General features: G+C 46.2%; 17 protein-coding genes. 8 read left to right on the top strand and 9 right to left on the bottom strand.

What is annotated here, in order from left to right:
* Positions 1-247 precede the first annotated feature (247 nt).
* The gene (locus ACWYVB_RS07640; RefSeq protein ID WP_005397791.1) at positions 248-1,552 is read left to right on the top strand and encodes a dicarboxylate/amino acid:cation symporter; all 1,305 of its coding nucleotides are present in this window, start codon (positions 248-250) and stop codon (positions 1,550-1,552) included.
* Positions 1,553-1,656: 104 nt separating this feature from the next.
* Here ACWYVB_RS07640 and ACWYVB_RS07635 read toward each other — a convergent pair whose 3' ends face one another.
* The 4 genes from ACWYVB_RS07635 to ACWYVB_RS07620 all read right to left on the bottom strand — a co-directional run bounded on the left by ACWYVB_RS07635 (position 1,657) and on the right by ACWYVB_RS07620 (position 4,535).
* On the bottom strand, positions 1,657-2,031 hold the full coding sequence (locus ACWYVB_RS07635) for a YkvA family protein (RefSeq protein WP_301579159.1): 375 nt from the start codon (positions 2,029-2,031) through the stop codon (positions 1,657-1,659).
* 165 nt (positions 2,032-2,196) lie between these two features.
* Complete coding sequence (locus tag ACWYVB_RS07630; RefSeq protein WP_025546037.1) at positions 2,197-3,321, bottom strand: M20 family metallopeptidase; 1,125 nt, start codon at positions 3,319-3,321, stop codon at positions 2,197-2,199.
* Positions 3,322-3,330: 9 nt separating this feature from the next.
* Positions 3,331-3,798 carry a YjiG family protein gene (locus tag ACWYVB_RS07625; RefSeq protein ID WP_005458317.1) on the bottom strand — a complete coding sequence of 156 codons (468 nt, stop codon included), beginning with the start codon at positions 3,796-3,798 and terminating at the stop codon, positions 3,331-3,333.
* Positions 3,798-4,535, bottom strand: coding sequence for a nucleoside recognition domain-containing protein (locus tag ACWYVB_RS07620; RefSeq protein ID WP_317410556.1), 738 nt, complete (start codon positions 4,533-4,535; stop codon positions 3,798-3,800). The genes ACWYVB_RS07625 and ACWYVB_RS07620 overlap by 1 nt, the downstream gene beginning before the upstream one ends.
* A 448-nt stretch (positions 4,536-4,983) precedes the next feature.
* Between ACWYVB_RS07620 and ACWYVB_RS07615 the strand changes: the two genes are divergently transcribed.
* A complete protein-coding gene (locus ACWYVB_RS07615) occupies positions 4,984-5,271 on the top strand; it encodes a hypothetical protein (protein WP_317410657.1) in 288 nt (95 codons plus the stop codon).
* 96 nt (positions 5,272-5,367) lie between these two features.
* Positions 5,368-6,084 carry a DsbA family protein gene (locus ACWYVB_RS07610; RefSeq protein ID WP_258665037.1) on the top strand — a complete coding sequence of 239 codons (717 nt, stop codon included), beginning with the start codon at positions 5,368-5,370 and terminating at the stop codon, positions 6,082-6,084.
* A 67-nt stretch (positions 6,085-6,151) separates the two neighbouring features.
* Here the strand turns inward: ACWYVB_RS07610 and ACWYVB_RS07605 are convergent, their stop codons facing one another.
* From ACWYVB_RS07605 to ACWYVB_RS07585, 5 genes are all read right to left on the bottom strand, one after another.
* Complete coding sequence (locus ACWYVB_RS07605; protein WP_317410559.1) at positions 6,152-8,212, bottom strand: alpha-amylase; 2,061 nt, start codon at positions 8,210-8,212, stop codon at positions 6,152-6,154.
* Between the two features lie 180 nt (positions 8,213-8,392).
* The gene (mtgA, locus tag ACWYVB_RS07600) at positions 8,393-9,070 is read right to left on the bottom strand and encodes a monofunctional biosynthetic peptidoglycan transglycosylase (RefSeq protein WP_182019579.1); all 678 of its coding nucleotides are present in this window, start codon (positions 9,068-9,070) and stop codon (positions 8,393-8,395) included.
* Between the two features lie 151 nt (positions 9,071-9,221).
* Positions 9,222-11,417, bottom strand: coding sequence for a 1,4-alpha-glucan branching protein GlgB (glgB, locus tag ACWYVB_RS07595; RefSeq protein ID WP_317410561.1), 2,196 nt, complete (start codon positions 11,415-11,417; stop codon positions 9,222-9,224).
* A 282-nt stretch (positions 11,418-11,699) separates the two neighbouring features.
* Positions 11,700-13,880 carry a 4-alpha-glucanotransferase gene (gene malQ / locus ACWYVB_RS07590; RefSeq protein WP_257888572.1) on the bottom strand — a complete coding sequence of 727 codons (2,181 nt, stop codon included), beginning with the start codon at positions 13,878-13,880 and terminating at the stop codon, positions 11,700-11,702.
* Between the two features lie 117 nt (positions 13,881-13,997).
* Positions 13,998-16,451 carry a glycogen/starch/alpha-glucan phosphorylase gene (locus ACWYVB_RS07585; RefSeq protein ID WP_182019584.1) on the bottom strand — a complete coding sequence of 818 codons (2,454 nt, stop codon included), beginning with the start codon at positions 16,449-16,451 and terminating at the stop codon, positions 13,998-14,000.
* 735 nt (positions 16,452-17,186) lie between these two features.
* Between ACWYVB_RS07585 and malT the strand changes: the two genes are divergently transcribed.
* From malT to ACWYVB_RS07560, 5 genes are all read left to right on the top strand, one after another.
* Positions 17,187-19,895 (top strand): HTH-type transcriptional regulator MalT, encoded by a 2,709-nt coding sequence (gene malT / locus ACWYVB_RS07580; RefSeq protein WP_182019586.1) that lies wholly within the window; start codon positions 17,187-17,189, stop codon positions 19,893-19,895.
* A gap of 580 nt (positions 19,896-20,475) precedes the next feature.
* On the top strand, positions 20,476-21,393 hold the full coding sequence (locus ACWYVB_RS07575; protein ID WP_041853110.1) for a polyprenyl-phosphate transporter: 918 nt from the start codon (positions 20,476-20,478) through the stop codon (positions 21,391-21,393).
* Between the two features lie 250 nt (positions 21,394-21,643).
* A complete protein-coding gene (locus ACWYVB_RS07570) occupies positions 21,644-22,069 on the top strand; it encodes a hypothetical protein (RefSeq protein ID WP_046875701.1) in 426 nt (141 codons plus the stop codon).
* Between the two features lie 9 nt (positions 22,070-22,078).
* Positions 22,079-22,693 carry an SCO family protein gene (locus tag ACWYVB_RS07565; protein WP_006740812.1) on the top strand — a complete coding sequence of 205 codons (615 nt, stop codon included), beginning with the start codon at positions 22,079-22,081 and terminating at the stop codon, positions 22,691-22,693.
* Positions 22,683-22,991, top strand: a complete 309-nt coding sequence (locus ACWYVB_RS07560; RefSeq protein ID WP_046875700.1) for a PTS transporter subunit EIIB — start codon at positions 22,683-22,685, stop codon at positions 22,989-22,991. Before ACWYVB_RS07565 ends, ACWYVB_RS07560 begins: the two co-directional genes overlap by 11 nt.
* Positions 22,992-23,262: the final 271 nt, after the last annotated feature.

The following is a 23,262-nucleotide window of genomic DNA, read 5'->3' as shown; positions in this document are numbered from 1 at the left end:
CATTTACTACTAAAAATAAATGTAAACACTCCTTCTTATCGGTTGTATGTTCGATAAAAGTGTTAAAATACAAACTTTTCGACCAGTCAAATAGTTAAGGTTTGGTTAAAACTCTATTTTTATTAGTGATAAAGTTCACATCTATTAACCATTTAGAGGATTATTCTTTCGTATTTTCTCACTCCACTGCTACTCTGCTCGCCGCTTTGAAGTGAACTCAAGGTGCATAACTATAAGGAGTGTTCTCATGAATACCAAGAAACCGATGTCGCTAACCAGCCGCGTAATTTTGGGTATGGTAGCGGGTATCTTGACAGGATTTGCAATTCGCACACTTTTTGCCGGCAACGGATTTGTCGACGCATACATTGTTAATGGATTATTTGAAGTTGGTGGACAGATCTTCGTCGCCAGCTTAAAAATGCTCGTAGTCCCTCTAGTGTTTGTTTCACTAGTTTGTGGTACTAGCTCCCTCAAAGACCTTTCTACACTGGGTCGCATGGGTGGTAAAACCCTCGCTTTCTACGTTACAACAACGGCTATCGCGATTACGCTTGCTCTAACTATGGGTACTCTGTTCCAGCCAGGTGCTGGCGCTGACCTAACCGCAGCAAGTTCATTCAAATCAGCAGAAGCACCATCTTTGGGTCAGGTGATCATCGATATGTTCCCAACCAACCCTATCAGTGCGATGGCTGAAGGTAAAACCCTGCAAGTTATTGTGTTTGCGGTGCTATTTGGTATCGCGATCAGCGCAGCAGGCAAACCTGGTGAACGTATTGCAGCGTTCTTCTCTGATCTGAATGAAGTGATCATGAAACTGGTAGCGATTTTGATGAACTTAGCGCCTTATGGTGTGTTCTTCTTAATGGCGAAGCTATTTACTGGTCTTGGTCTGGGCGCAATCGTCAATCTGGCAGAGTACTTCTTAGTACTGGCGGGTACGCTTGTCCTGCACGGCCTAGTCACTTACAGCTTAATGTTAAAAGGTTTCACTGGTCTAAATCCAATTACGTTCCTACGTAAGATGGAAGATGCGATCATGTTTGCTTTCTCGACCGCATCATCAAACGCGACGATTCCAGTGACAATGGAAACGGCTAAGCACCGTATGGGGGTTGAGAACCGCGTATCATCGTTCACAGTACCACTTGGTGCAACCGTGAACATGGACGGCACGGCGATCATGCAAGGTGTAGCAACCGCCTTTATTGCTCAAGCCTTCAATATTGATTTAACTATGGGCGATTACCTAATGGTAATCATGACAGCTACATTAGCATCTATCGGTACTGCGGGTGTCCCTGGTGTTGGCCTTGTAATGCTAGCCATGGTATTGAATCAAGTTGGTCTGCCTCTTGAAGGTATCGCGCTCATCATGGGTGTTGACCGTCTTCTTGATATGATTCGTACCGCGGTAAACATCACTGGTGACAGTGCAGTAACCGTCATTGTCGCAAAATCAGAAGGCGCATTGGATGAAGCTCGCTTCAACGATCCAATGGCAGGCGTAGCCGAAGAAGAAGTGCACCTGAAACGTGCTGACGCCTAAATCGTTCTACGATTACCATTCTGAAATTATATAGTCCTGTCTAAAAGAAAGCCCCGATGGAAACATCGGGGCTTTTGTTTTCTCCGCGTCTAGAAACGCTCTTTCTAATCTGCCATCGAATTCAGTTTTTCTCTAGCTTGTGCTTCGTGTTCTTCAGTAATGGCATTGCCGACTGAGTTAGCGGCTAAGGTAAGCGCTGCCATGTCATCGGTAAAGCCGACGCCTGCTAACACATCTGGCACCATATCAGTTGGTAATACAAAGTAAGCCAACGCGCCACCTAAAATCGCCTTATGGCGAACGGCGGTGTTGGAATCTGTCATCGCGAGCCATGATTTGATACCCATAACGGCAATTTCTTCACCCGCTTTCTTAACCGACCCTTTCATTTTGCGCCAGAATGTTTTCTCATCTGGCGCTTGCATCGTTTGATCTTTGGCGTCTTTCGGCGCCGATTTTACAGACATTGTTGTGCTCATCGTTGCCTCCGAAATTTATGACTGTGGCCAACATATTAATAAATCGAACCTGAACGCAAGATTAATAACAAGAAATGATAGTAAAGTGAAACAAAAACACAGATAGAAAAATCCCCAAACCGAAGTCTGGGGATCGTGATGTTGGTAACTAAGTTGTCGAGTGCGCTACTGAGCTATCTTCTCCAGTACACGCATCAGCATTTTGATACGTGGTTCGATAGACTCAAGCAATAAATACTCTTGATCGCTATGGAAACCTGCACCGATAGGTCCTAGACCATCCAAAGTTGGAACGCCAAGAATTGCCGTATTGTTTGCATCAGAGCCGCCACCCACTTCTTTCCAGTTGATGTCGATAGACAGTTCACTTGCTGCTTCTTCAACTAATGCCATCAAGCTTTCAGTTTGCGCGCTTGGCACCATAGAAGGTTTGTAAGCTTCACGAACCAACTCGATGCTAACGCCATCAACGAATGGTGTTTCCAGCATGCCGTTTAGCTTGCTATCGACATCATCGTATTCTTCATTACTCCAGAAACGCACATCCACGATCGCTTCAGCGTGCTCAGGGACGATGTTTGCGCCGTTACCGCCAGACACAATACCCACGTTTAATGTGGTGCCAGATTCGAAGTTCGTCATAGCATTGATTGCGAGAATCCAGTTCGCCATCTCGGTAATTGCACTGCGGCCATTTTCTGGCTCGTTGCCAGCGTGGGCTGCAATGCCATTAAACGTGATTTTGTAACGCGCCATGCCTTTGCGCGCTTTGACTAAACCTCCGTCTGCGCGTGCTGCTTCTGCCACCAATACGTTTTTCGCGTTTTTTGCAACAGATTGAATCCAGTCGACCGAATCTAACGATCCGGTTTCTTCGTCTGGGTTCATGCAGATACAAATCGACAGTTTATCCAACACCGCTTGGTCGAGGTTACGCATCGCGTACACAATATTCAGCAAGCCAGATTTCATATCCGACACACCCGGACCGTACGCTTTGTCAGCGTCTTGAGACATAGGACGTAATCCGGCGGTGCCGACAGGGAACACGGTATCCATGTGACCAATCAGCATCACGTCAACTTGCTCAGCCTCAGGCTTGTTTCGAACTTCAAGACCGATACCCGCTCTGCCACAGTCGATGCGTTTTACGCTCCAACCTGACATCGCTTGGTACTTCTCTTCAAATTGAGAAGCGATGAACTCAATGCCATCAGTGGTGTACGTACCACAATCGACATTGATGAGAGGACGAAGTTCTTCGAGATATTCATTGAGAGAAAACTGCATGATTGCCCCCTAAACAAACAAGTTCATGACTAGCATTGCGCCAAATGCGTTCAATACGGAAATCGCAATCATAATTGGGATATAACGACCTTCAGTACCGATAGGTCCCATAATTCGACCCATGTACTGAACCTGTGAGCCCATTAGATAAATTGCAGGTGCAAGAATCGCGATGTGCGTTCCGTTCAAGATGCCTTGGTCAAACAATGTGATAACCACGCCAACTGCGCCGCCCATCGACATCCAAGCACCAATCAGCACCGCAGCCGCTTCACCTGGCAAACCAAAAACTGCCATTACTGGAGAAAATACCGAGCCCATCAAATCCAACGCGCCAGTAATCTGCAACGCTTTAATGATGACAAACGCCATAAGAACGTTAGGCACAGTTGATGTTGTCGCAATAACCCAGCCTTTTTTAGCGCCTTCAACGAAAATATCTGTCACCATCGGCTTACTTACTTTTACGTCACTCATTACGCCGTCTCCTCTTTTAAGTTCTCAGATTTGTTTTGCTCTTGCTTGTCTTCTTTACCTTCTGTGATGTTCAGGTAGATACGGAATAAGTTCGCACCCACAATTTTAAACAAGAACATCACCACAACCGCCAAACCAATAGAAGACGTTACGGCAAGCGAGCCATCCGCCATCGTCAGCGTAAACAGCACCGCACCTGAGGAAAAAAAGTTAACAATGGTGGCACCAGCGGTGAACTGGAACATAGTGAACACATCGGTTTCGCGTTTGGTAAGATGGCCTTCATCTTTAAGCTGACGAGTCATCGCCGCACCTGCATCGGTACTTTGCAGCGAAGCGATAAGAGCCAAACCAGAATTACCCGGAATACCCATAATTGGACGAAGAAGCGGCGTTAACAGTTTGCGTGCTGCTTCTAGTGCGCCATAGTGCTCAAGTACATTGATCATACCCAATGCGAACATAACGGTAGGAATCAAAGTAAGTGCAAAAATGAAACCGTCACGTGCACCGCTACCACCAGTACCACGAAGCGACGTTGTTGCAACTTGCACACCGTCAGCCGTTTCGGTGACACCATAAGCCACCTTGCCGAAAGAGCCATTCAACGTGGTGAAATCAAATACGCCATACCATTCGTTCGATTGCATGAGACCAGAAAAGAAGACGACCGCAAACGCCAGTGCAACGTAGCACCCCAGCGTAACCTCGCGCTCGGTTTGAACAGGATTTTTCATAACATTACCTACACATGTGGGACAGGACACATATGTTTACCCGAATAATGTGCTAGAGAGATGATCAAAATCAATCCGCCTGCCGAACATTCTGGCGACTCAGTTATGAAGTTTTGTTTTATGATTTTAATCACATTTGAAAGATAATAAAAATTTGTGCTAACAATTAGGTATATTAATCTATATCGATACCTCAGGACCTCTTCATCAATCCGAGCAATGATTCCAACGAATATTGCTTTCTACAACATTCATGACGTACTTCATACTTTGGCATTGAGGCGATATCGATTAACTCGAAAGTAACATTCCATAATGAAATTTAGGTTAGGATTGTCCGGTCATATGCAAACGGCATAAACCAGAATCAACAGGACTAGGCAGCCCATTGTTACGCTCACAACCTAAAATAGCCAAGTGGACACTCGCCCTCGTGTTTTGGGTGGTGATGGTATGTTTAAGCCAAAACTCCGGCTTCTCGAAAAGCTGCCCTAAGGCTCACCAAATACAGAGTCAGCAAGATGAAAGCGTGAATTTATCACCATCTTGCGACCTTTCAGAGAAGCTGGTTCAAGCGTACCAACACCAGTTTGATCATATTCTTATTCCATTTTTTCTGTTTGCTTTGATTGTGGCGCTGCCGATGGCATCCACAGCAATTCATTATCTGGAATACACAGAACCGATACCGGAAAAGTGTCGGGTTCACCTAAAACTTTGTGTGTTTAGAGAATAAACCTAGCAAGGCGAGAGACCTTCTCGCCTGACTTTTGTACGTATTTTATTCACTTCACATAACAAACAACGAAATCTAAAAGTTTTAGGAAATATTATGACATTCACTCGTACACTTTTGACGTTAATGATGGCTATCGTACCTGCCGTATCTTTCGCATCAGAAAAGACCGCAGAACAAAAGCTAGAGGAAGTTACTCAGATACTAAAAGAGAATCCTCAAATTCTTGATTCATTACACCAAAACCTTCAAGAGTACATTGCGTATCAACAGTCATTTGGAGATACCTTGAAGGAGGTTCGTCACTATCTAAGTGATGGCAAACATTCCTCTTTTGGTGCTGAAAACCCTGAGTTAACCATTATTAACGTAACGGACTACAGTTGCCCTTTTTGTAAACGTTTAGAAGGAGAACTGGTCAAAGTTGGCAAAGAATATCCGCAGATAAAAGTGCTTAACCTCAATGTCTCTTTTAAAGAACAATACGAGAAAAACGGCTACAACTCGGCAAGTTACGCATTAAATGTTTGGCAAAACCAGCGAGATAAGTACGAACAAGTGCATGCGTTATTGGTGAAAAAACCGGGCGCACATGATGCACGTTCGTTAAAGCAAATCGCGAAGAAAACGGGGACAGAAGCGCAGCTTGTCGACGACAAAGAGACCAAAGCGCTGCTTGATAAAAACTATCAGTATTTCACGCAACTTGGTTTACGCGGCACGCCTGCGTTGATCATTAATGATCAAGTCATTCCTGGCTATGTGCCGTTTGACGAGCTAGAAAAAGTCATCGACCAAGAACTGGCGAACTAAAACAACAAAGCCCTTCCTTGATAACTCAAGGAAGGGCTTTTTATTTATCGACATAAAGAGCGTTTAGTTACTTATCGCGCCCAACAAACGCCACGACGACTTTGTCATTGCCAAGCGAACGAGAGAACACATACGCGCCTTCTTGTTCAATCACTCGATGCTGACCTGCGCCAATGGCAGGGTGTGCTTGACGGAACTGACCAAGGGTTTGCCAATGTTTGAGCAGCGCTTGCTTCTCATCCGATAGTTTCCAAACCATGTCTGAACGTGTGCCTTGGTGGAAATCATCCGCGTAAGGGCCAATGTTACGACCTACTTCATCACCATAATAAACCTGAACCGCACCTGGGCTAAGAAGCAATGCGTTCGCCGCGTTACGTTGCATGCCGTAATCTTTAAAACGTGAGAAAAACAACTCCGTATCGTGAGAAGACATGTAACTGACTGGGTTGAAGTCTTTCTCGTTCGCGATAGTTTCCGCATAGCTTTGGTAAGTGTCTGCCATTTGGCTAAAGCACGCCGCGCCTTTGTCTAGCTTCTTCTGCATATCGAAGTTGATCAACGCGTCAAAACCATCATCGAAATAAGGGCTGCGATACGCGGTGTGTCCCCAGACTTCGCCCATCATCCAGAACGGCTGACCTGATTTGCCATTTTCTTTACGCCACTGCTCAAGACTGCTTGATGCCTCTTCTTTCAAGCGTTTCCAAACTTCACCTTCGACGTGTTTCACCGTATCGACGCGATAACCATCAATGCCGAAGCGTTTCACCCAGTCAGTTTGCCACTCAATCAAGTAATCCGAGACGGTGTAATTGTCACGCGCCTTTACGCGAGTACCAGGGTTATCTAATAGCCACTGAGCTGGTTTTACAGCTTTGCCTTGTTCAGTGATAAAGTCAGGCAGCCCCGCCAATGACATGGTGATGTCGCTACTGCCCGGAGCTGGGTAACCTGGCAAGCCGGTTCTTACCCAATCGCCGCCCCACCATTTAGCCCAGTTCGGACTCTGATAATCAATATTCTGGTGATAGCTATGCCAATTTTCACCCGCTTTTGGTTGCCAGTCGCGCCATTTCTTGGGCAGATCGGCATTAGGCTTTAACACATCGATACCGTCGAACTGTAGATCCGCCAATGTTGAGTAACCAGAATGGTTGATAACCGCATCCATCAAGACTTTGAGGCCTCGTTTGTGCGCCTCTTCCACCAGCGTTTTTAAATCTTCTTCGTTACCGAAGTTCTCATCAATCTTGGTGAAATCGCGCGTCCAGTAGCCGTGGTATGCATAAAACGGAAATGAACCACTATCGCCACCACCGACAAAGCCGTGCACTTGCTCAACGATTGGCGACAACCAAATCGCGTCTGTACCTAAGCTCTTAATGTAATCCAGTTTCTCAATCACGCCTTTAAGGTCACCGCCGTGGAAAGTACCTATCTCTTCTTTGCCGTCTTTTTTGCGACCATAACTGTTGTCGTTACTTGCGTCTGCGTTGTTGAAACGGTCAACCATCACGAAGTAAATGTTCGCGTTTCGGTAATCAAATAGCACCGCTTCTTTGGTTTTCTGTACAGGCTCTAAAAGCACTATGCCGCCAGAGTCTTTGCTTGGCGTCAGCGATACTTGCTGATCTTTTACTTCGACCATTTGACCAGAATAGGCATCACGCAACTTGGTACCATCTGGGAAGCTATCACCCAACGCAATGGTGACTTCTCCGCCTTGGTAAACCTCACATTGCACTTGTGGAATTGGGCGTTTGAACTCACTCTTGGCGGCTTTCTTAGGTTCACGCTTAAAACGCAGTGTTTTCGCTTCTGCATCAAAAGCAAAAGAGTAATCGCCGGTAAAGCGGATTTTTAATGGCAGCTCCGTTGGCTTACCGCAGTTCAGCGCAAGAGGTTTGTTGAACTTCACTTTCTGACCATCGGGTGCAACGCAGTCACCTTCAACGCCCGTGATTTTTAGCGTGTATCCGTCTTTGGTTAGAGGCACAACCAAAGGCTGTTCTGCACTTAATGGGAAGTCACGGCTGTTGGTCGTGGTAGAAATGGTGATGTTAGGCTCGGCGATGGCACTTGCCGACGCAAGCAGTAAAGTAGTGGTAATCAGGTTCAGTTTCATCGTTCAGTCCATTGGTAGCACATGGTAACCATGCACATTTATTAGTTTTATTCACACTAATTGTGCCTAGATAAGAAACTGAACACATCATTCTAACTGCCTACGCCCCAAAGGGTGTGACGCTTCACATTTTATTGATATAGGGGCGTAGTTCTATTTAAACACAATGGATTTAGGAACTTAAAGTTGCACGCTGCCAAGATTGCTCATTTGATTCATTGCCCATCTTGTGCGGCGAGCAGTGTAATCACTTTGTGGATAGACTTTGATTCGATATGGGTTTGGCAACACCACGGCTAAACGCGCTGCTTGCCACTTCGAGAGTTGCTTTGCACTGACACCAAAATAATTCTGCGCCGCCGCTTCAGCACCGTAAATACCGGGACCAAATTCAGCCACATTTAGATACACTTCGAGAATGCGCTCTTTACTCCACATCAGCTCCATCAGCAAAGCAAAGTAAAGCTCGTAAGCCTTGCGAGCGTAGGAGCGAGAAGGAAACAAAAACACATTTTTCGCAGCTTGTTGGGTAATCGTGCTCGCGCCTCTCGACGGGCCATTGTCACCTGCTTCAGCAATCACGTCGAATAGCGATTCGAAGTCCAATCCATAGTGATGAGGGAATTTTTGGTCTTCGGTCGCAATCACCGCTAACTGCATATTTTTTGAAATACGCGACAAGGGTACCCATTCGTGTTGGCTGCTATTTGGATAGTTCTTTGGTGGCGCAACAATGCGGCTTAACTTCCATCCCCATATTGGCGGATCGACATATTTCACCACACCAATCAAAACGACTGGGGCGATCAGTAATATCAACACCATTTTAAATAGAAATGACTTAAGCCTTTTCAACATGTGTGGCTCCCCAATGCATTAGCGATTGATGATAAACAAACCAGCGAGCTTGCCTGATTCAATCAGGAACAACAAGTTTTCGAGGTAAAAAATAGGTCAAAAAAAGCCCGATTTACATTGTAAAACGGGCTTAGAATTTGATTAGGTTGAATTATTTGTTCAGCTTGTAGAACACGGTTGAAAGAGGTGGTAAACGAAGCTCAAGTGATTGAGGCAGTGATTCACTTTCGACTTTTTCCGTTTTCACACTGGTCTGCACTTTAAAATCGCTGCCGCCGTATTTGCTGTCGTCCGTGTTCAGCAGTAGTTCGTATTGACCTGCATTTGGAACACCTAAACGAAAACGCTCGTGTGGTACGGGCGTAAAGTTGGTGATGATCAGAATGCGCTCACCATCTTTACTGATACGCTCGTGCGCTAGGATGCTCGCATCCGCTTCGTCTTGTAGACGCCACTCAAAACCAGCAGGAACACAATCTTGATCGTGCATCGCCGCTTCATTTCGGTACAAGTGGTTCAAATCGCGCATCAGCTTTTGAACGCCTTGATGACGTTCGTATTCCAGCAAGAACCATTGCAACTGATCATCGTGGTTCCACTCCGCCGTTTGGCCGATTTCCGCGCCCATGAAGTTCAGCTTTTTGCCCGGTTGACCATACATATAACCGTAGTATGCACGTAGGTTTGCGGTTTGCTGCCATTCATCACCTGGCATCTTGTTATGGATAGAGCCTTTTCCGTACACCACCTCATCGTGAGAGAGAGACAAGACGTAGTTTTCGCTGTGCGCATAAACCAGCGGGAATGTGATGGTATTGTGGTGGTATTTGCGGTGAACAGGATCTTCTTTGATGTATGAAAGACTGTCGTGCATCCACCCCATATTCCACTTGAAGCCAAAACCTAAACCACCCATAAAGGTTGGCGCAGACACCCCCGGAAACGCCGTTGACTCTTCCGCAATCGTCATCGCATTCGGGAAGTGCTTGTACACTTCTTCGTTCATCCATTTTAAGGTTGCGATTGCGTCGTAGTTTTCGTTGCCACCGTCGACGTTCGGTACCCACTGATCGTGGCTACGTGAATAATCGAGATAGAGCATCGACGCGACAGCGTCCACGCGAATGCCATCAATATGGAATTGTTCAAACCAGTACAGCGCGTTCGATACAAGGAAGCGACGCACATGTTCACGGCCTAAATCGTAGATGTATGAGTTCCAATCTTGGTGCCAACCGCGACGCGGATCCGGGTCGTGGAACAGAGGCGTACCATCAAAGTTCGCTAAGCCATGATCATCCGATGGGAAATGCGCCGGAACCCAATCCAGCACTACACCGATACCAGCTTGGTGACACGCATCCACGAAGAATTTGAAATCATCAGGTGAGCCAAAACGGCTGGTTGGCGCAAACAAGCCAACGGGTTGATAGCCCCATGAACCATAGAATGGATGCTCAGACACAGGCATCAGCTCAACGTGGGTGTAGCCCATATCCACAAGGTATGGAACCAACTGCTCCGCGAGTTCGCGGTAGTTGAGGAAATCGCCTTTCTCGTTGCGCTTCCATGACCCAGCATGCAGCTCATAAAACGATAACGCTTCATCACGCTTTTGCGTCACTGCGCGGTTTTGCCATTTCGCATCTTGCCATTGGTAACGCTTGTGATCGTAAGTAATGGACGCGAACGATGGGTACTGCTCAGAGTAAAAACCCCAAGGGTCTTGTTTGTGTGGCAGCCCTTCCCCATTTGGCCCTTTGAGCTCAAATTTGTACTGAACGCCTTCTTCTAAGCCAGGAATGAACAAACCCCAAATGCCATAATCTAAACGTTGCATTGGGTGACGACGACCGTCCCATTGGTTGAAGCACCCCACAAGGCTAACAGCCGATGCATGCGGTGCGTAGACAAGGAAGCGAACACCGGAGATGTTTTCACCGCCACGTTCTAGCGTGACAAAGTGTGCGCCCATATAGTGATACATGTCTTTGGGCGTATGCAGATGCTCGTACTCTTGGTAAATATTGTGGTACTGGTACGGGTCATCAATAATTTGTTCAACACCATTCCAATCGACCGCCAAACGGTAGTGGGTCAGGTGTAAATCGCGTTGCTCTTTTAAGATGAAACCGCTGTCACCATCACGCTCAAGCACCACGCGAGGTTCGCCATTAACAAGCAGTTCAACCTTGTTTGCGCCCGGCATCCACACTCGCAGCGATCCTTCGCCATCATCAATGAATGGCCCCAACGCCGAAAATGGGTCTGAGTAAGCCGCCTCAGCAAGCAGTTCATATGCGCGTTCGTGTTGTTTCTTTATTTTCTTGGTTTTGGTGGTTTTCAAATCTTTCTCCCTAGAGCCAATATCCTTTTCAAGACCAGAAATCTGAATCAAACATCGGTTTCTCCACAGCCAACGTTGTGAACTCACAAAAGACTTCGCTTAAAACATGTATGCATCAAGCGATGTCAAAAACAAAAAATGCCCGCTATTGTCGCGGGCATAATAACGGTACTTCATCCTAACGGATTGTGTTTTCGGAATGAGTGACCTAGACGGAACTTTCGTACCTCTGAGCTAACAAAATTGGTAATCCGCTCATTCATCTACGTCACTCTACGCATCTTATTTGCTCGCCTGTGCGCGAACTTCAGTGAGGCGTTTAGAAATGCGATTCACATCTTCACGGCTGAAGATTTCATCTAGGTTCATCGACAGCTTACGACGCCAGTTTGGATACTCATCCACCGTGCCAGGAATGTTGACCGGTTGATCCATTTCTAGCCAGTCTTCAAGCTGAACGCTAAGCAATGCAGAGTCACCCGCTGCTACGTGCAGTTGCAGCGCTTCGCTTAGGTACGAGTCCATCGGTACGTACTGAGCATCATGACCAATGCCTTCTGGCAAATAGCCGTGCCAACGAACGCTGTCTAAGATGCCTTGCTTGCACTTCAAGCGATCAGCAAATAATCCTTCCAACTGTTTTTCATCTGGGTAAAGGCCAATCTCACGACCCATTTTCAAATCATCGCAGTGCCAGAAACCACGCAGGGTTGGCATGTCATGCGTACACAGTGCCGCCATCGATTGCTCTGCGTAGTGCTTCGGAGAAATGAACCCACCGTCTTCTTTCGAAGTTTCGAAGAAGAATACTTTGTATGAGTGCACACCTGCATCGCGTAGGATATCGACGATTTCATCTGGCACAGTACCCAAGTCTTCACCAATCACTGAACACTGATGACGGTGTGACTCAAGCGCTAGGATTGCGAGCATGTCTTCCACTGGGTAGTACAGATACGCACCTTCTGTCGCCTTCTCACCTTTTGGAATCCACCATAAACGAAGTAGACCAAGTACGTGGTCGATACGCAATGCACCACAGTGCTTCATGTTGGCACGTAACAACTTGATGTATGCGTCGTAGCCAGTCGCTTCTAAAACTTGAGGGTTAAGCGGTGGCAGACCCCAGTTTTGACCCAGAGGACCAAGTACATCCGGCGGCGCACCGATACTTGCGTCTAACACTAAGTTACCGTCGTCGGCCCAAGTTTCACTGCCTGAGTCGGCAACACCGACAGCAAGGTCACGGTACAAGCCCACAGCCATGCCTTTTTCTTCTGCCAGTGACTGCGCTTCTTTGATTTGATCGTCTGCGATCCACTGTAGGTACATGTACAAGTGAACGCGGTCTTGGTTGTCTTTGATGTATTTCTGAGTACCGGCTGCGTCGAATGTGCGGTATTTCTCAGGGAATACAGGCCAACCCCACATGTTTGAATCTTCTGCGTGTAAATCAGCATGAAGCGCATCGAATGCAGCTTGGTGTAACAAGCTGTCGCCACCTTTTTCTACAAAGTCCAAGAATGCACGAGCGCGGTCGGTGTTTTTGTCTAAATGGCGAGCTTTAAACTCACTAAACAGCAGCGGAAGAACGCTCATTTTCAGTTGCGAAACTTCTGTGTAGTTCACCCAATGAGAGTCACGTGCTTTTTGTAGACGCTGTTGAAACTCTGCACTGCCAACACGTTGCTGAGCTTCAGCACTCAGTGCGAATTCAGGTACAGAACTTACGTCGATGTACATGATATTCAACCAACGACGAGAAGACGGGCTGTATGGGCTCGCGCCTTCTGGGTTCGCTGGGAACAGTGAGTGAATCGGGTTCAAACCAATGAAGTCACCGCCACGAGAAGCGATATCGCTCACCAACTGTTTTAGGTCACCAAAATCACCGATACCCCAGTTGTGCTGAGTACGCAGTGTGTAAAGCTGGATACTAGGACCCCATAGCTTTTTATGTTGGTTTAGATCGTCTTGTTTGAAACACGCTTTCGGCGTGATGATCAATGACATCTCGTAAGGCGTTTTACGACGCTTACGGCTGACAATCAATTTGTGATAACCCCAAGCCAAGTTCCTTGGCAATGCAAACACTAGAGGGCCACCCTCAGCACGCTCATCACGAACAATTTGGGACTGAAGATAGCCTTCAAGTACCTCTCCTTGTTCTGTTTCTAAACGCCAGCTGAATTCACTCTCACGAGCACTCGTACCTAGGTTTAGTTCCACTTCGACTGGTTCGCCGTCGCGTAAAACAAGAACAGGGGCTAGTACGTCTTTTTTATGTTTCTTTTCAGCAGAAGCCAATAGTTTTTCATCGCTGCTAGTATCGTAGCCAAGCGAAGCGAGCAAGCGGCGTAGCGTCTCCTCAGACACTTTTGCCTCATCTCCCCAAGCACTGACATAGCTATCAGCCAATCTCGCCATTTCCGCGACTTTCTTTAATGCTGTTTGTTCTTTCATCGCTTTCTCCGAAGGTAATACCAACACCTTCCATGTAGGGTTTTATTGTTATCAATAACTTCTTTTGGAAAATGACCAAAGGTAGCGCTTGGCTACCTTGGTCTTAACTCTGTTCTATTAACGGTGAACCGCTTTTAGTTTCCAGATGTTGTTCACATAGTCGCGAATTGAGCGATCTGAGGTGAACTTGCCGACAAGGGCGGTATTAAGAATGGCTTTCTTCGCCCAACCAGCTTGGTCTTTGTATTGTTCGCTCATGTCTTCGTGCGCTTTCACGTAAGATGCGAAGTCCGCAAGACATAAGTACGGGTCACCGCCGTCTAGTAGGCTGTCGTACGTTGCACGCAGTAAGCCTGGTTGACCTGGAGTGAATTCTTCACCCAGTAGTAGGTCCATAGACGCTTTGAGTAGGTGATCCGCATTGTAGTAATCAAATGGGTTGTAACCTTGAGCTTTCAGCGCTTTCACACCTTCAACGTCTAGACCGAAGATGTAGATGTTCTCATCGCCTACTTCTTCACGAATCTCAACGTTAGCACCATCCATCGTACCGATCGTTAGGGCACCGTTAAGCGCCATCTTCATGTTACCAGTACCTGATGCTTCTTTACCCGCAAGTGAAATTTGTTGTGATACGTCCGCCGCAGGAATAATAATTTCAGCCATGCTCACACGGTAATCAGGAATGAAGACCACTTTCAGCTTGTTGCCGATGCGAGGGTCGTTGTTCACTTTCTCAGCAATCTTGTTAATAGCGAAAATGATTTCTTTCGCTAGGTGGTAACCCGGTGCCGCTTTCGCTGCGAAGAACACAACGCGAGGCACACATTCGAAGCCTGGTTCGTTAATAATGCGATGGTACAGAGACAGTACGTGTAGAAGGTCTAAGTGCTGACGCTTGTACTCGTGCAGACGCTTGATTTGAACATCGAAGATCGCATTAGTATCGAGTTCGATACCCATGTTCTCTTTCACCCAGTTAGCTAGGCGTTCTTTGTTCTCTTTCTTCACTGCCATGAATTCTTTCTGGAATTTCTCGTCAGTGGCGTACTTAGCGATGCCTTCTAGTTGCTCTAGTTTCGCTGGCCATTCTGGACCGACTTTCTCTGTGATTAGCTTAGAAAGACCTGGGTTACAGAACTTCAACCAACGACGTGGCGTAATACCGTTCGTTACGTTGTGTAGACGTGTTGGGTACATTTCGTGGAACTCTGGGAATAGGTCTTTCTTAACCAATTCAGAGTGAAGTGCCGCTACACCGTTTACTGCGTAAGAGCCAATTACACATAGGTTTGCCATGCGAACCATGCGGTGGAAACCTTCTTCGATGATAGAAAGCTTCTGTTGTTTCGCGATATCACCCGGCCACATTGCACGTACGTCTTGTAGGAAGCGGTGGTTGATCTCGTAAATGATCTCCATGTGACGTGGTAGTAGGTGCTGAATTAGCGACTCTGGCCATGTCTCTAGTGCTTCTGGAAGTAGCGTGTGGTTTGTGTACGCGAATGTTTGAGAGCTGATTTCCCAAGCCGCTTCCCAAGTTAGACCTTTTTCGTCCATCAGGATGCGCATTAGCTCAGGAATCGCAATCGTTGGGTGCGTATCGTTAAGCTGGATAGTCTCTTGCTTCGGTAGATCCGCTAGCGAGTAGCCAGCTGCTTCGTGGCGACGTAGGATGTCACGTACAGACGCAGCTGAGTGGAAGTACTGTTGCATTAGACGCAGTGTTTTACCTTTCTCGTGGTTGTCGTTCGGGTAAAGCACTTTAGTGATGTTGCCCGCGTCGATCAGTGCGTGCTGCGCTTCGAAGTAGTCACCGTTGTTAAAACTTGCTAGCGAGAATGGTGCAATTGCCTGACATTCCCAAAGACGTAGCGGGTAAACCGTGTCTGATTCGTAACCCACGATTGGTAGATCCCAAGGCATTGCTCTTACAGACATGCCAGGAACCCATTTGCGAACTTCTTTACCGTTCTCGTTAACCACTTCAACGTGACCGTAGAAACCGATCTCTTGTGCAAGTTCTGGACGAGCAATTTCCCAAGGGTAGCCTTCTACACCACGCCATGCGTCAGGTGCTTCTTGCTGGCGACCATCTTTAAAAGACTGTTTGAACAAACCGTATTCGTAGTGCAAGCCGTAACCGACGGTTGGGAATTCTTGTGCCGCACATGAATCCATGAAACATGCCGCTAGACGACCAAGACCACCGTTACCCAATGATGGGTCACGTTCTTCTTCTAGCAGGTCAGTTAGGTTGTAACCCAGTTCAGCCATTGCTTCTGTTACTTGTTCGTACAGACCCATGCTGATTAGGTTGTTACCCGTCAAACGACCGATAAGGAACTCTAGAGAAAGGTAGTTAACGCTCTTCGCACTTTTAATGCGTGGATCTTCTTCAGTAGCAAGCAAATCTAAAGTAGTGAACTCAGCCAGTGCATGACCCATTGCTAGGTACCAAGCGCGGCTGTCTGCGTTTTCAATCGTGTGAGCGTAAGTTACAGATAGGTGTTTCTTTACGCTTTCTTGGAACGACTTCTTGTCAAATTGTTTTTGTTGAGTAGGTTTCATTACGAAATTCTCATGTCTTTTGGTAATTCATCTGCCATACATCGTGCATTTACCTCTGTGAATAAACATCCTCCTAATTCTCCTCCTTTGAAGGAGGAGGGCTGAGGGCGTAGAGGGGGTACTATTGCTAGGTTAGTGATCCAAATCTCAACAAAGTGAACTTTGCTCCAGTTCTTAGTGATTTTGATCACAATGGAATATGAGAAAGGTTAAAACCCGTTTATGACGCTTTTTATAGCCCGCTCATCTGATGATGTGAAAATTGCAATATTGGTCACATTAACTTGGTTAACATGGAAAGATTTTTCATAATCGATGTGCAACGAGATCTTAATACACTCGACACAAAAGATATTTAAGTGACGAGAATCACAAATAAAGGGCGTAGTTGATGGTAAATCCATCAACCCTTGAGAATTAGGAAGTGGATCAAAGTAACGGACATTTCTGATGTCGTAACATCCCACACGGCTCACAGGATTGTACGCTTTTTATACAAACTAGAATTAGGTGGTGTGAGTTATTTCTAGTTTTCGCTAGCTTTTATATCTAAGTGACCGTATGGAATGGTTTTTCAGACGGATGCAAGCCCCAACAAGAGGCGACATCAACCGGCATTCAAGCAGTTTTTGATGCTGATGGCATCATTCAGTAAGACGAAGCTTTCGAGGGGGCCTTACTGAAATGATCACGTCGCAATCACTTGGGTATACATAAATAAGGACATAATTACTAATGTGGATTCCATCTAAGCTTACTCGACCAGGACGCCTGCACAATGCCATCGTGCGCCCACGAGTGTTGGACTTACTACAGCAAGCGTCTTACTACAAATTGGTTTTATTCCGCTCCCCAGCAGGTTACGGAAAAACCACCATGGCAGCGCAGTGGCTATCCGATAAACCAAACGTCGGTTGGTACAGCATTGATGACAGCGATAACGACGGCTTTCGCTTTGTAAATTACCTGCTTCAAGCATTAAACAAAGCCACCAACTTCAGTTGCTCTAACGCACAAAAACTGGCGGAAAAACGCCAGATCTCTTCTCTACGTTCTTTATTCAGCGAAGTATTCGCGGAAATGGCTGATTTTCATCAAGAGTGCTACGTGGTGCTTGATGACTATCACTTGATCACCAACGATGAAATTCATGAATCCATGCGTTTCTTCTTAAAACACATGCCAGACAACCTCACCGTTGTGGTAACAAGTCGTGCAGCGCCGCCTCTGGGTACTGCAAACTTACGTGTTCGTGATTTAATGATCGAAATCGGTAACGAGATGTTGGCGTTCGATACCGAAGAAACAACTCGCTTCTTTAATCAACGTATTGCCGATGGCATCGACGAAGACATGGCAAACAGCCTCAGAACCTATGTGGAAGGTTGGCCATCGGCGATGCAGTTGATCGCGTTGCAAGCGCAACATCAAAACCGTACATTGGCACAAACCGTAGAGTCGGTATCTCAGTTCAATCACGCGCATTTGTGGGATTATCTGGTCGAAGAAGTATTTGACCTACTCGATCACGAAACTCGTCATTTCTTGATGCAAGTTTCCGTGCTTGACCACTTCAATGATGAGTTGGTGTTTGCCCTCACCCAACGCGAAGATGCACTTGGTTTGATCGAATCATTAAACCGCTACGGCTTATTCATCTACCCACTCGAAGGGGAGCAAAACTGGTTCCGATTCCATAACTTATTTGGCGAGTTTTTGTCTCATGAGCGCCAAGCGCGTATTCCTCAGCAAGAAAAAGATCTCCACCGCAATGCAGCTGTTGCCTGGTTACAACAAAAAGCACCGCACCAAGCGATTCACCATGCACAAAAATCGAACGATAAAGACTTGGTGGTAGAAATTCTAAACGAATTCGGCTGGAAGATATTTAACCAAGGCGAGCTCAGCACACTGGAAAACTCAATTAATAAGTTGGATGCTGAGCTTCTGTTCAGCCACCCAAAACTTACGATGCTCCGAGCTTGGTTGGCTCAAAGTCAGCACCGTTATAACCAAGTAGGCCACCTGCTTGAAGAAGCGGAAGATGAGCATAAAAAGCGTAACATTGAGTTAGATATTCATTATCAAGGTCAAGCAAACGCGCTGCTTGCTCAAGTGGCTATCAACAGCAACCAGCCAGAGAAAGCACTCGAATTAGCGGAGCTAGCACTTAGCCAACTTGATAACACGATTTACCGTAGCCGCATTGTGGCAACTTCGGTTGTTGGCGAAGTTAACCACGTGCTAGGTAAACTCGACCGCGCGTTACCGATGATGCAACAAACCGAGAAACTGGCTCGTCAGTACCAAGTTTACCACCAAGCGTTATGGGCGATTTTACAACAAAGCGAGATTTTGATTGCGCAAGGTTACGTACAAGCCGCCTTTGAGCTGCAAGATTCCGCATTCCGTTTGATTGAAGATCAGCAACTTCAACATGTTCCTCTGCACGAGTTTTTGCTGCGTATTCGTGCGCAAGTGCTTTGGTGCTGGAACCGACTTGATGAAGCAGAAGAATGTGCCTACCGAGGTCTACAAATTCTCGAAAACCATTCGCCAAGTAAGCACTTACACAGCTACTCGATGCTGGCGCGTATTGCGGTTGGCCGTGGCGAGCTAGACAAAGCCGGTAAATTCATTGAGCACATTCAACACTTGATGAAGCAGTCGACTTACCACGTAGATTGGACAGCAAACGCCTCACTATCGTTGATCCTGTTTTGGCAAGCGCGCGGGAATACCGATGCAATGCAAGAATGGCTCAACACTGCAGTTCGTCCTGAATCGGCATGCAACCACTTTTCACAATTGCAATGGCGCAACATTGCACGAGCGCACATCAACTTAGGTCAATATACCGAAGCGCGCGCAGCATTGGATTTCCTCCAAAGTGAAGCTCGTCGAACCAACCTGATCACAGATACTAATCGCAACTTAGTGGTCGAAGCGGTGTTTGCTGCTCGTCAAAAAGACGAAGAGCAAGCAAAAGCTTTGCTAAAAGAAGCGTTAGTGATGACAAACCAGACGGGGATGGTAGGTAATTTCCTCATTGATGGCGCCACCATTGGCGGGCTACTGGAGAAGTTAAGCCTACGCCATGAGCTAGGCGATCTAGAACGTCACCGCGCTCAACAATTGATGAAGGATATTTCGTCCAATCAGCGCAGCCGCTCTATTCACTTTGATGAAGACTTCATTGAGAAGCTGGTAAACCACCCTAACGTACCGGAACTGGTTCGCACAAGCCCACTGACTCAACGTGAGTGGCAGGTGCTTGGTTTGATTTATTCTGGTTTCAGTAATGAGCAAATCGCGCAAGAGCTTGATGTGGCAGGCACCACGATTAAAACCCACATTCGCAACTTGTACCAAAAGCTCAATATCGCCAATCGTAAAGAGGCCATTGTGACAGCTGAAAATTTACTCCAGTTGATGGGGTACTGATCAGCTCAAGAAAACAGATTAAAACCTAAAGTGAAATACAAGGGGTTGGCGTGATGCGTCAGCCCTTTTTTATGAGTCTAGAACGAGGGAAGTGCAATTTGCAAAGCACGTAAGTAACGTTGTTCATATAAAAAAATAGCCAACCGCAATAATCGCGATTGGCTTATATTTAGTGTGAACAAATTGTATTCACTAACAACGTCAGTTGGCTAGGTGACCCTCGGCTTAAGAAGGGTCGAGCAGTATTATGCATTAATCATGCCAAAATGCAAAGACTTATTTTTGGGCACAGGATCTCATATAAAGTGAATTTGTCTATATAAAATATAGCAAAACGCAAATTTAATTATCAAATTTCATTTGCATAATGCAACAAACGTGGCCATTGATAGTACAGTTAATCATCTCAATAATGTAAACCAAATATTAAGATATCGTTGTATTTGAATCACCTCATAACCTGTAACAAAAATAAGCAATTACTTGGATATAAAACCCAGTAGCTACAGCACTATTTCATACTTTTTTCGTCGCAATGTTTGTATACTCTGTGCCATCGAAACGACTTAGCATTAGAGCAATGAACTACTTAATTACTTTCTTCAAAGGAATCGCCATGGGCGCAGCAGATGTTGTTCCTGGCGTATCAGGCGGCACCATCGCGTTTATCACCGGCATTTACGATACGCTGCTTGAGAGCATTCGACGCATTAACCCATCACTTTTCTCTATTTGGCGAAAAAAAGGGGTTAAAGCCGCCTTTAATCACATCAACGGTTTCTTCCTTATCGCTCTGTTTGCCGGTATTTTCACCAGCATTGCTACGCTAGCAAAGTTGATCACTTGGCTTCTTGACACACACCCGATCCCACTTTGGTCATTTTTCTTTGGTCTGATTTTGGTATCGGTCTATCACATTATTCGTCAGGTTGAGCAACGTGATCTTATCCGTTTTGTGACTCTACTTGTTGGTGTCGGGTTTGCTTACAGCATCACCGTGCTTAAACCTCTGCACATGGAACCAACGGCCATTAACACCTTATTCGCTGGTGCTATCGCGATTTGTGCGATGATCTTGCCGGGTATCTCTGGCAGTTTTATTTTGCTGCTGATTGGCATGTATGCTCCTGTATTAGCCGCAGTGAAAGGTTTTCAAGTCGATACATTAGCGCTATTTTTGTCTGGCTGCGTGATCGGTTTACTGTCCTTCTCTCACTTATTGTCGTGGTTACTACGCAAGTTCCGTGATTTCACCCTGATGTTTTTGACTGGATTAATGATTGGTACGTTGCCAAAGATTTGGCCATGGAAAGAAACTATCACTTGGCGCACCAATTCAAAGGGTGAGCAAGTGCCCTTGCTACAGCACAACCTATCACCATTTGAATTTGAACACGTGACGTCACAACCTTCTCAGTTAGTGCTTGCCGTTGTGATGATGCTTGCTGCCATTGCGCTGGTTTTGAGTCTCGAAAAGTTCGCAGATTCAGACAAGTAACTGCGGTATCAAATAAATACGGAATCAACAAACAATAACGGAGCCAATTGGCTTCGTTTTTGTTTGTTGGCTAAGAGAAAATCATCGCAATTGAAAATCTTTATAGGCTGATTCAACAGCCCCTAAGCCGCGCGGTTATTTTGCTCTCTGTCATCGAGGCACAACGCACAATTTATCTAGGCCACGAGTTGGCTAATGACGCTTCTGTGCTACGATGCAGGTAATGTTAAGTGATAAATGCTGAACCTTAATGAAAGTGTTACAAATCGCCGCTGTTTCAGCCGCACTGGTTGCGGGATTTTATGCCCCGACTTTACTAAAAAGCTTTTCTTCATCCACTCCGATCAAACCGATAGATGAGTATTGCTTTCTCTCTACTGCCTCGTGCGTTCAAGAGAATGTTACGATGACGCTCAACGCAGATACTGCTCAACCCTTGGTCCCTACTACTCTGAATGTTGAGTGGCACACAAGCGATGCTGAGCAACTCGTCCTAAGCCTTTCAGGAAGAGAAATGGAGATGGGAGAACCCAAGTTTTTACTGAAGCAAGTCACTCCCGGTCAATATCAAGGTGACATCATTCTGCCGGTTTGCACTCAAGACGCCATGACCTGGGTTGGTGAACTCAGTGATGGAGAGAGTACCGTTTACCCTGCTATAAAAATGCAAAGATAAGGAATCGTTATGAGCCGCAATTGGTCCCTATTTCTCGTAGTTGCTTTCGCCCTCGGGTTTGGCGTAAAAAGCTATTTAGATAATCAGAAAACGAAGCCAGAGCAAGTGGATAGTTCCACGTCTCAACAAACGGTATTGTTTGGGGAAAATAACCAAGCCGTCAATATCTTCGATGTGAATGACCCTCGTATTCGAGTCGTCTATTTTGGTTTTACTCGCTGCCCGGATGTTTGCCCAACTTCGCTTGCTATGCTAGCAGGAGCCCTAAATCAGATCGATGAAGCGCAAAAAGCGCAACTGCGCCCAATGTTCATTTCTTTAGATCCAGAGCGTGATGAGGCCGATGCCTCGGCGAAATATGCCCATTACTTCCATCCAATGATTGAAGGCCTATCGGCACCGCTTGATGTAACCACACCTCTGGCACACAACTATGGCGTAATTTTCCGCAAGACAGAATTGGAAGGCTCGGAGCTCAAATACACGCTTGATCACAGCTCTTACTTTTACTTCTTGAAGCCGGATGGCACGTTAATCACCAAGGTACCGCATACACTCTCGCCGGCACCGATTGTTGAAGCCATTTCAAAACTGACGACTGAAGGCTCTTCAAATGACAGTTAAGTCAGTGCTGAAACAGTTTTTCAGTTTCCTAACTCAAACCAACCCCAATGTCGAACAAGACGTCGATACGATCATTGACGCCATTGGGGGGATAGAAAACCTGCTAGAAACTGGAGCATGCGCGACTCGGCTGCGTCTTACCCTTAGAACGACGTCCATCATCGATAAAAATGCACTCAAAAATCATGGCGCGCATGGCGTCGTGATACTGGATGAGCGTCATGTCCAAATCATATACGGCTTAAAAGCCAACACGTATTCGCAGATAATGGAAGAGCGCATCAACAAACAAAGCTAATATTTTCGCAGTATAGCTACCCTCTAAGAAAAAGGGCGGCTATACTCTCTTGGCTTAATTAATTCACTTACTTATTAACCAACGAAGAGGACACATGATGATTGTATTGAATAACACTAACTGGGCATCGCAAGGGTAACCCTAACCGCACCAATTACGTGGCATAGCCACAACTCCCCTTCTCTGCCCGGTCTTCACCGGGGTCAACTCTATCCGAATTAGACCCTAATGCGATTTGTATTAAGGCGCTATTTTGCGTCTGGGATAATTC

This window comes from Vibrio sp. JZG10 (genome assembly GCF_054064075.1).
Note: the sequence above shows the minus strand (reverse complement) of the source record. Positions and strands in the feature narration are given on the sequence as shown.

Excerpts from the sequence above, each read along its gene's own strand:
- ACWYVB_RS07635 (WP_301579159.1), bottom strand. The coding sequence starts at position 2,031 with ATGAGCACAACAATGTCTGTAAAATCGGCGCCGAAAGACGCCAAAGAT.
- ACWYVB_RS07615 (WP_317410657.1), top strand. The coding sequence starts at position 4,984 with ATGGTATGTTTAAGCCAAAACTCCGGCTTCTCGAAAAGCTGCCCTAAG.
- ACWYVB_RS07610 (WP_258665037.1), top strand. The coding sequence starts at position 5,368 with ATGACATTCACTCGTACACTTTTGACGTTAATGATGGCTATCGTACCT.
- ACWYVB_RS07570 (WP_046875701.1), top strand. The coding sequence starts at position 21,644 with ATGAAAGTGTTACAAATCGCCGCTGTTTCAGCCGCACTGGTTGCGGGA.
- malT (WP_182019586.1), top strand. The coding sequence starts at position 17,187 with ATGTGGATTCCATCTAAGCTTACTCGACCAGGACGCCTGCACAATGCC.
- ACWYVB_RS07565 (WP_006740812.1), top strand. The coding sequence starts at position 22,079 with ATGAGCCGCAATTGGTCCCTATTTCTCGTAGTTGCTTTCGCCCTCGGG.
- mtgA (WP_182019579.1), bottom strand. The coding sequence starts at position 9,070 with ATGTTGAAAAGGCTTAAGTCATTTCTATTTAAAATGGTGTTGATATTA.
- ACWYVB_RS07620 (WP_317410556.1), bottom strand. The coding sequence starts at position 4,535 with ATGAAAAATCCTGTTCAAACCGAGCGCGAGGTTACGCTGGGGTGCTAC.
- malQ (WP_257888572.1), bottom strand. The coding sequence starts at position 13,880 with ATGAAAGAACAAACAGCATTAAAGAAAGTCGCGGAAATGGCGAGATTG.
- ACWYVB_RS07575 (WP_041853110.1), top strand. The coding sequence starts at position 20,476 with ATGAACTACTTAATTACTTTCTTCAAAGGAATCGCCATGGGCGCAGCA.
- ACWYVB_RS07630 (WP_025546037.1), bottom strand. The coding sequence starts at position 3,321 with ATGCAGTTTTCTCTCAATGAATATCTCGAAGAACTTCGTCCTCTCATC.
- ACWYVB_RS07625 (WP_005458317.1), bottom strand. The coding sequence starts at position 3,798 with ATGAGTGACGTAAAAGTAAGTAAGCCGATGGTGACAGATATTTTCGTT.
- ACWYVB_RS07585 (WP_182019584.1), bottom strand. The coding sequence starts at position 16,451 with ATGAAACCTACTCAACAAAAACAATTTGACAAGAAGTCGTTCCAAGAA.
- ACWYVB_RS07640 (WP_005397791.1), top strand. The coding sequence starts at position 248 with ATGAATACCAAGAAACCGATGTCGCTAACCAGCCGCGTAATTTTGGGT.
- ACWYVB_RS07560 (WP_046875700.1), top strand. The coding sequence starts at position 22,683 with ATGACAGTTAAGTCAGTGCTGAAACAGTTTTTCAGTTTCCTAACTCAA.
- ACWYVB_RS07605 (WP_317410559.1), bottom strand. The coding sequence starts at position 8,212 with ATGAAACTGAACCTGATTACCACTACTTTACTGCTTGCGTCGGCAAGT.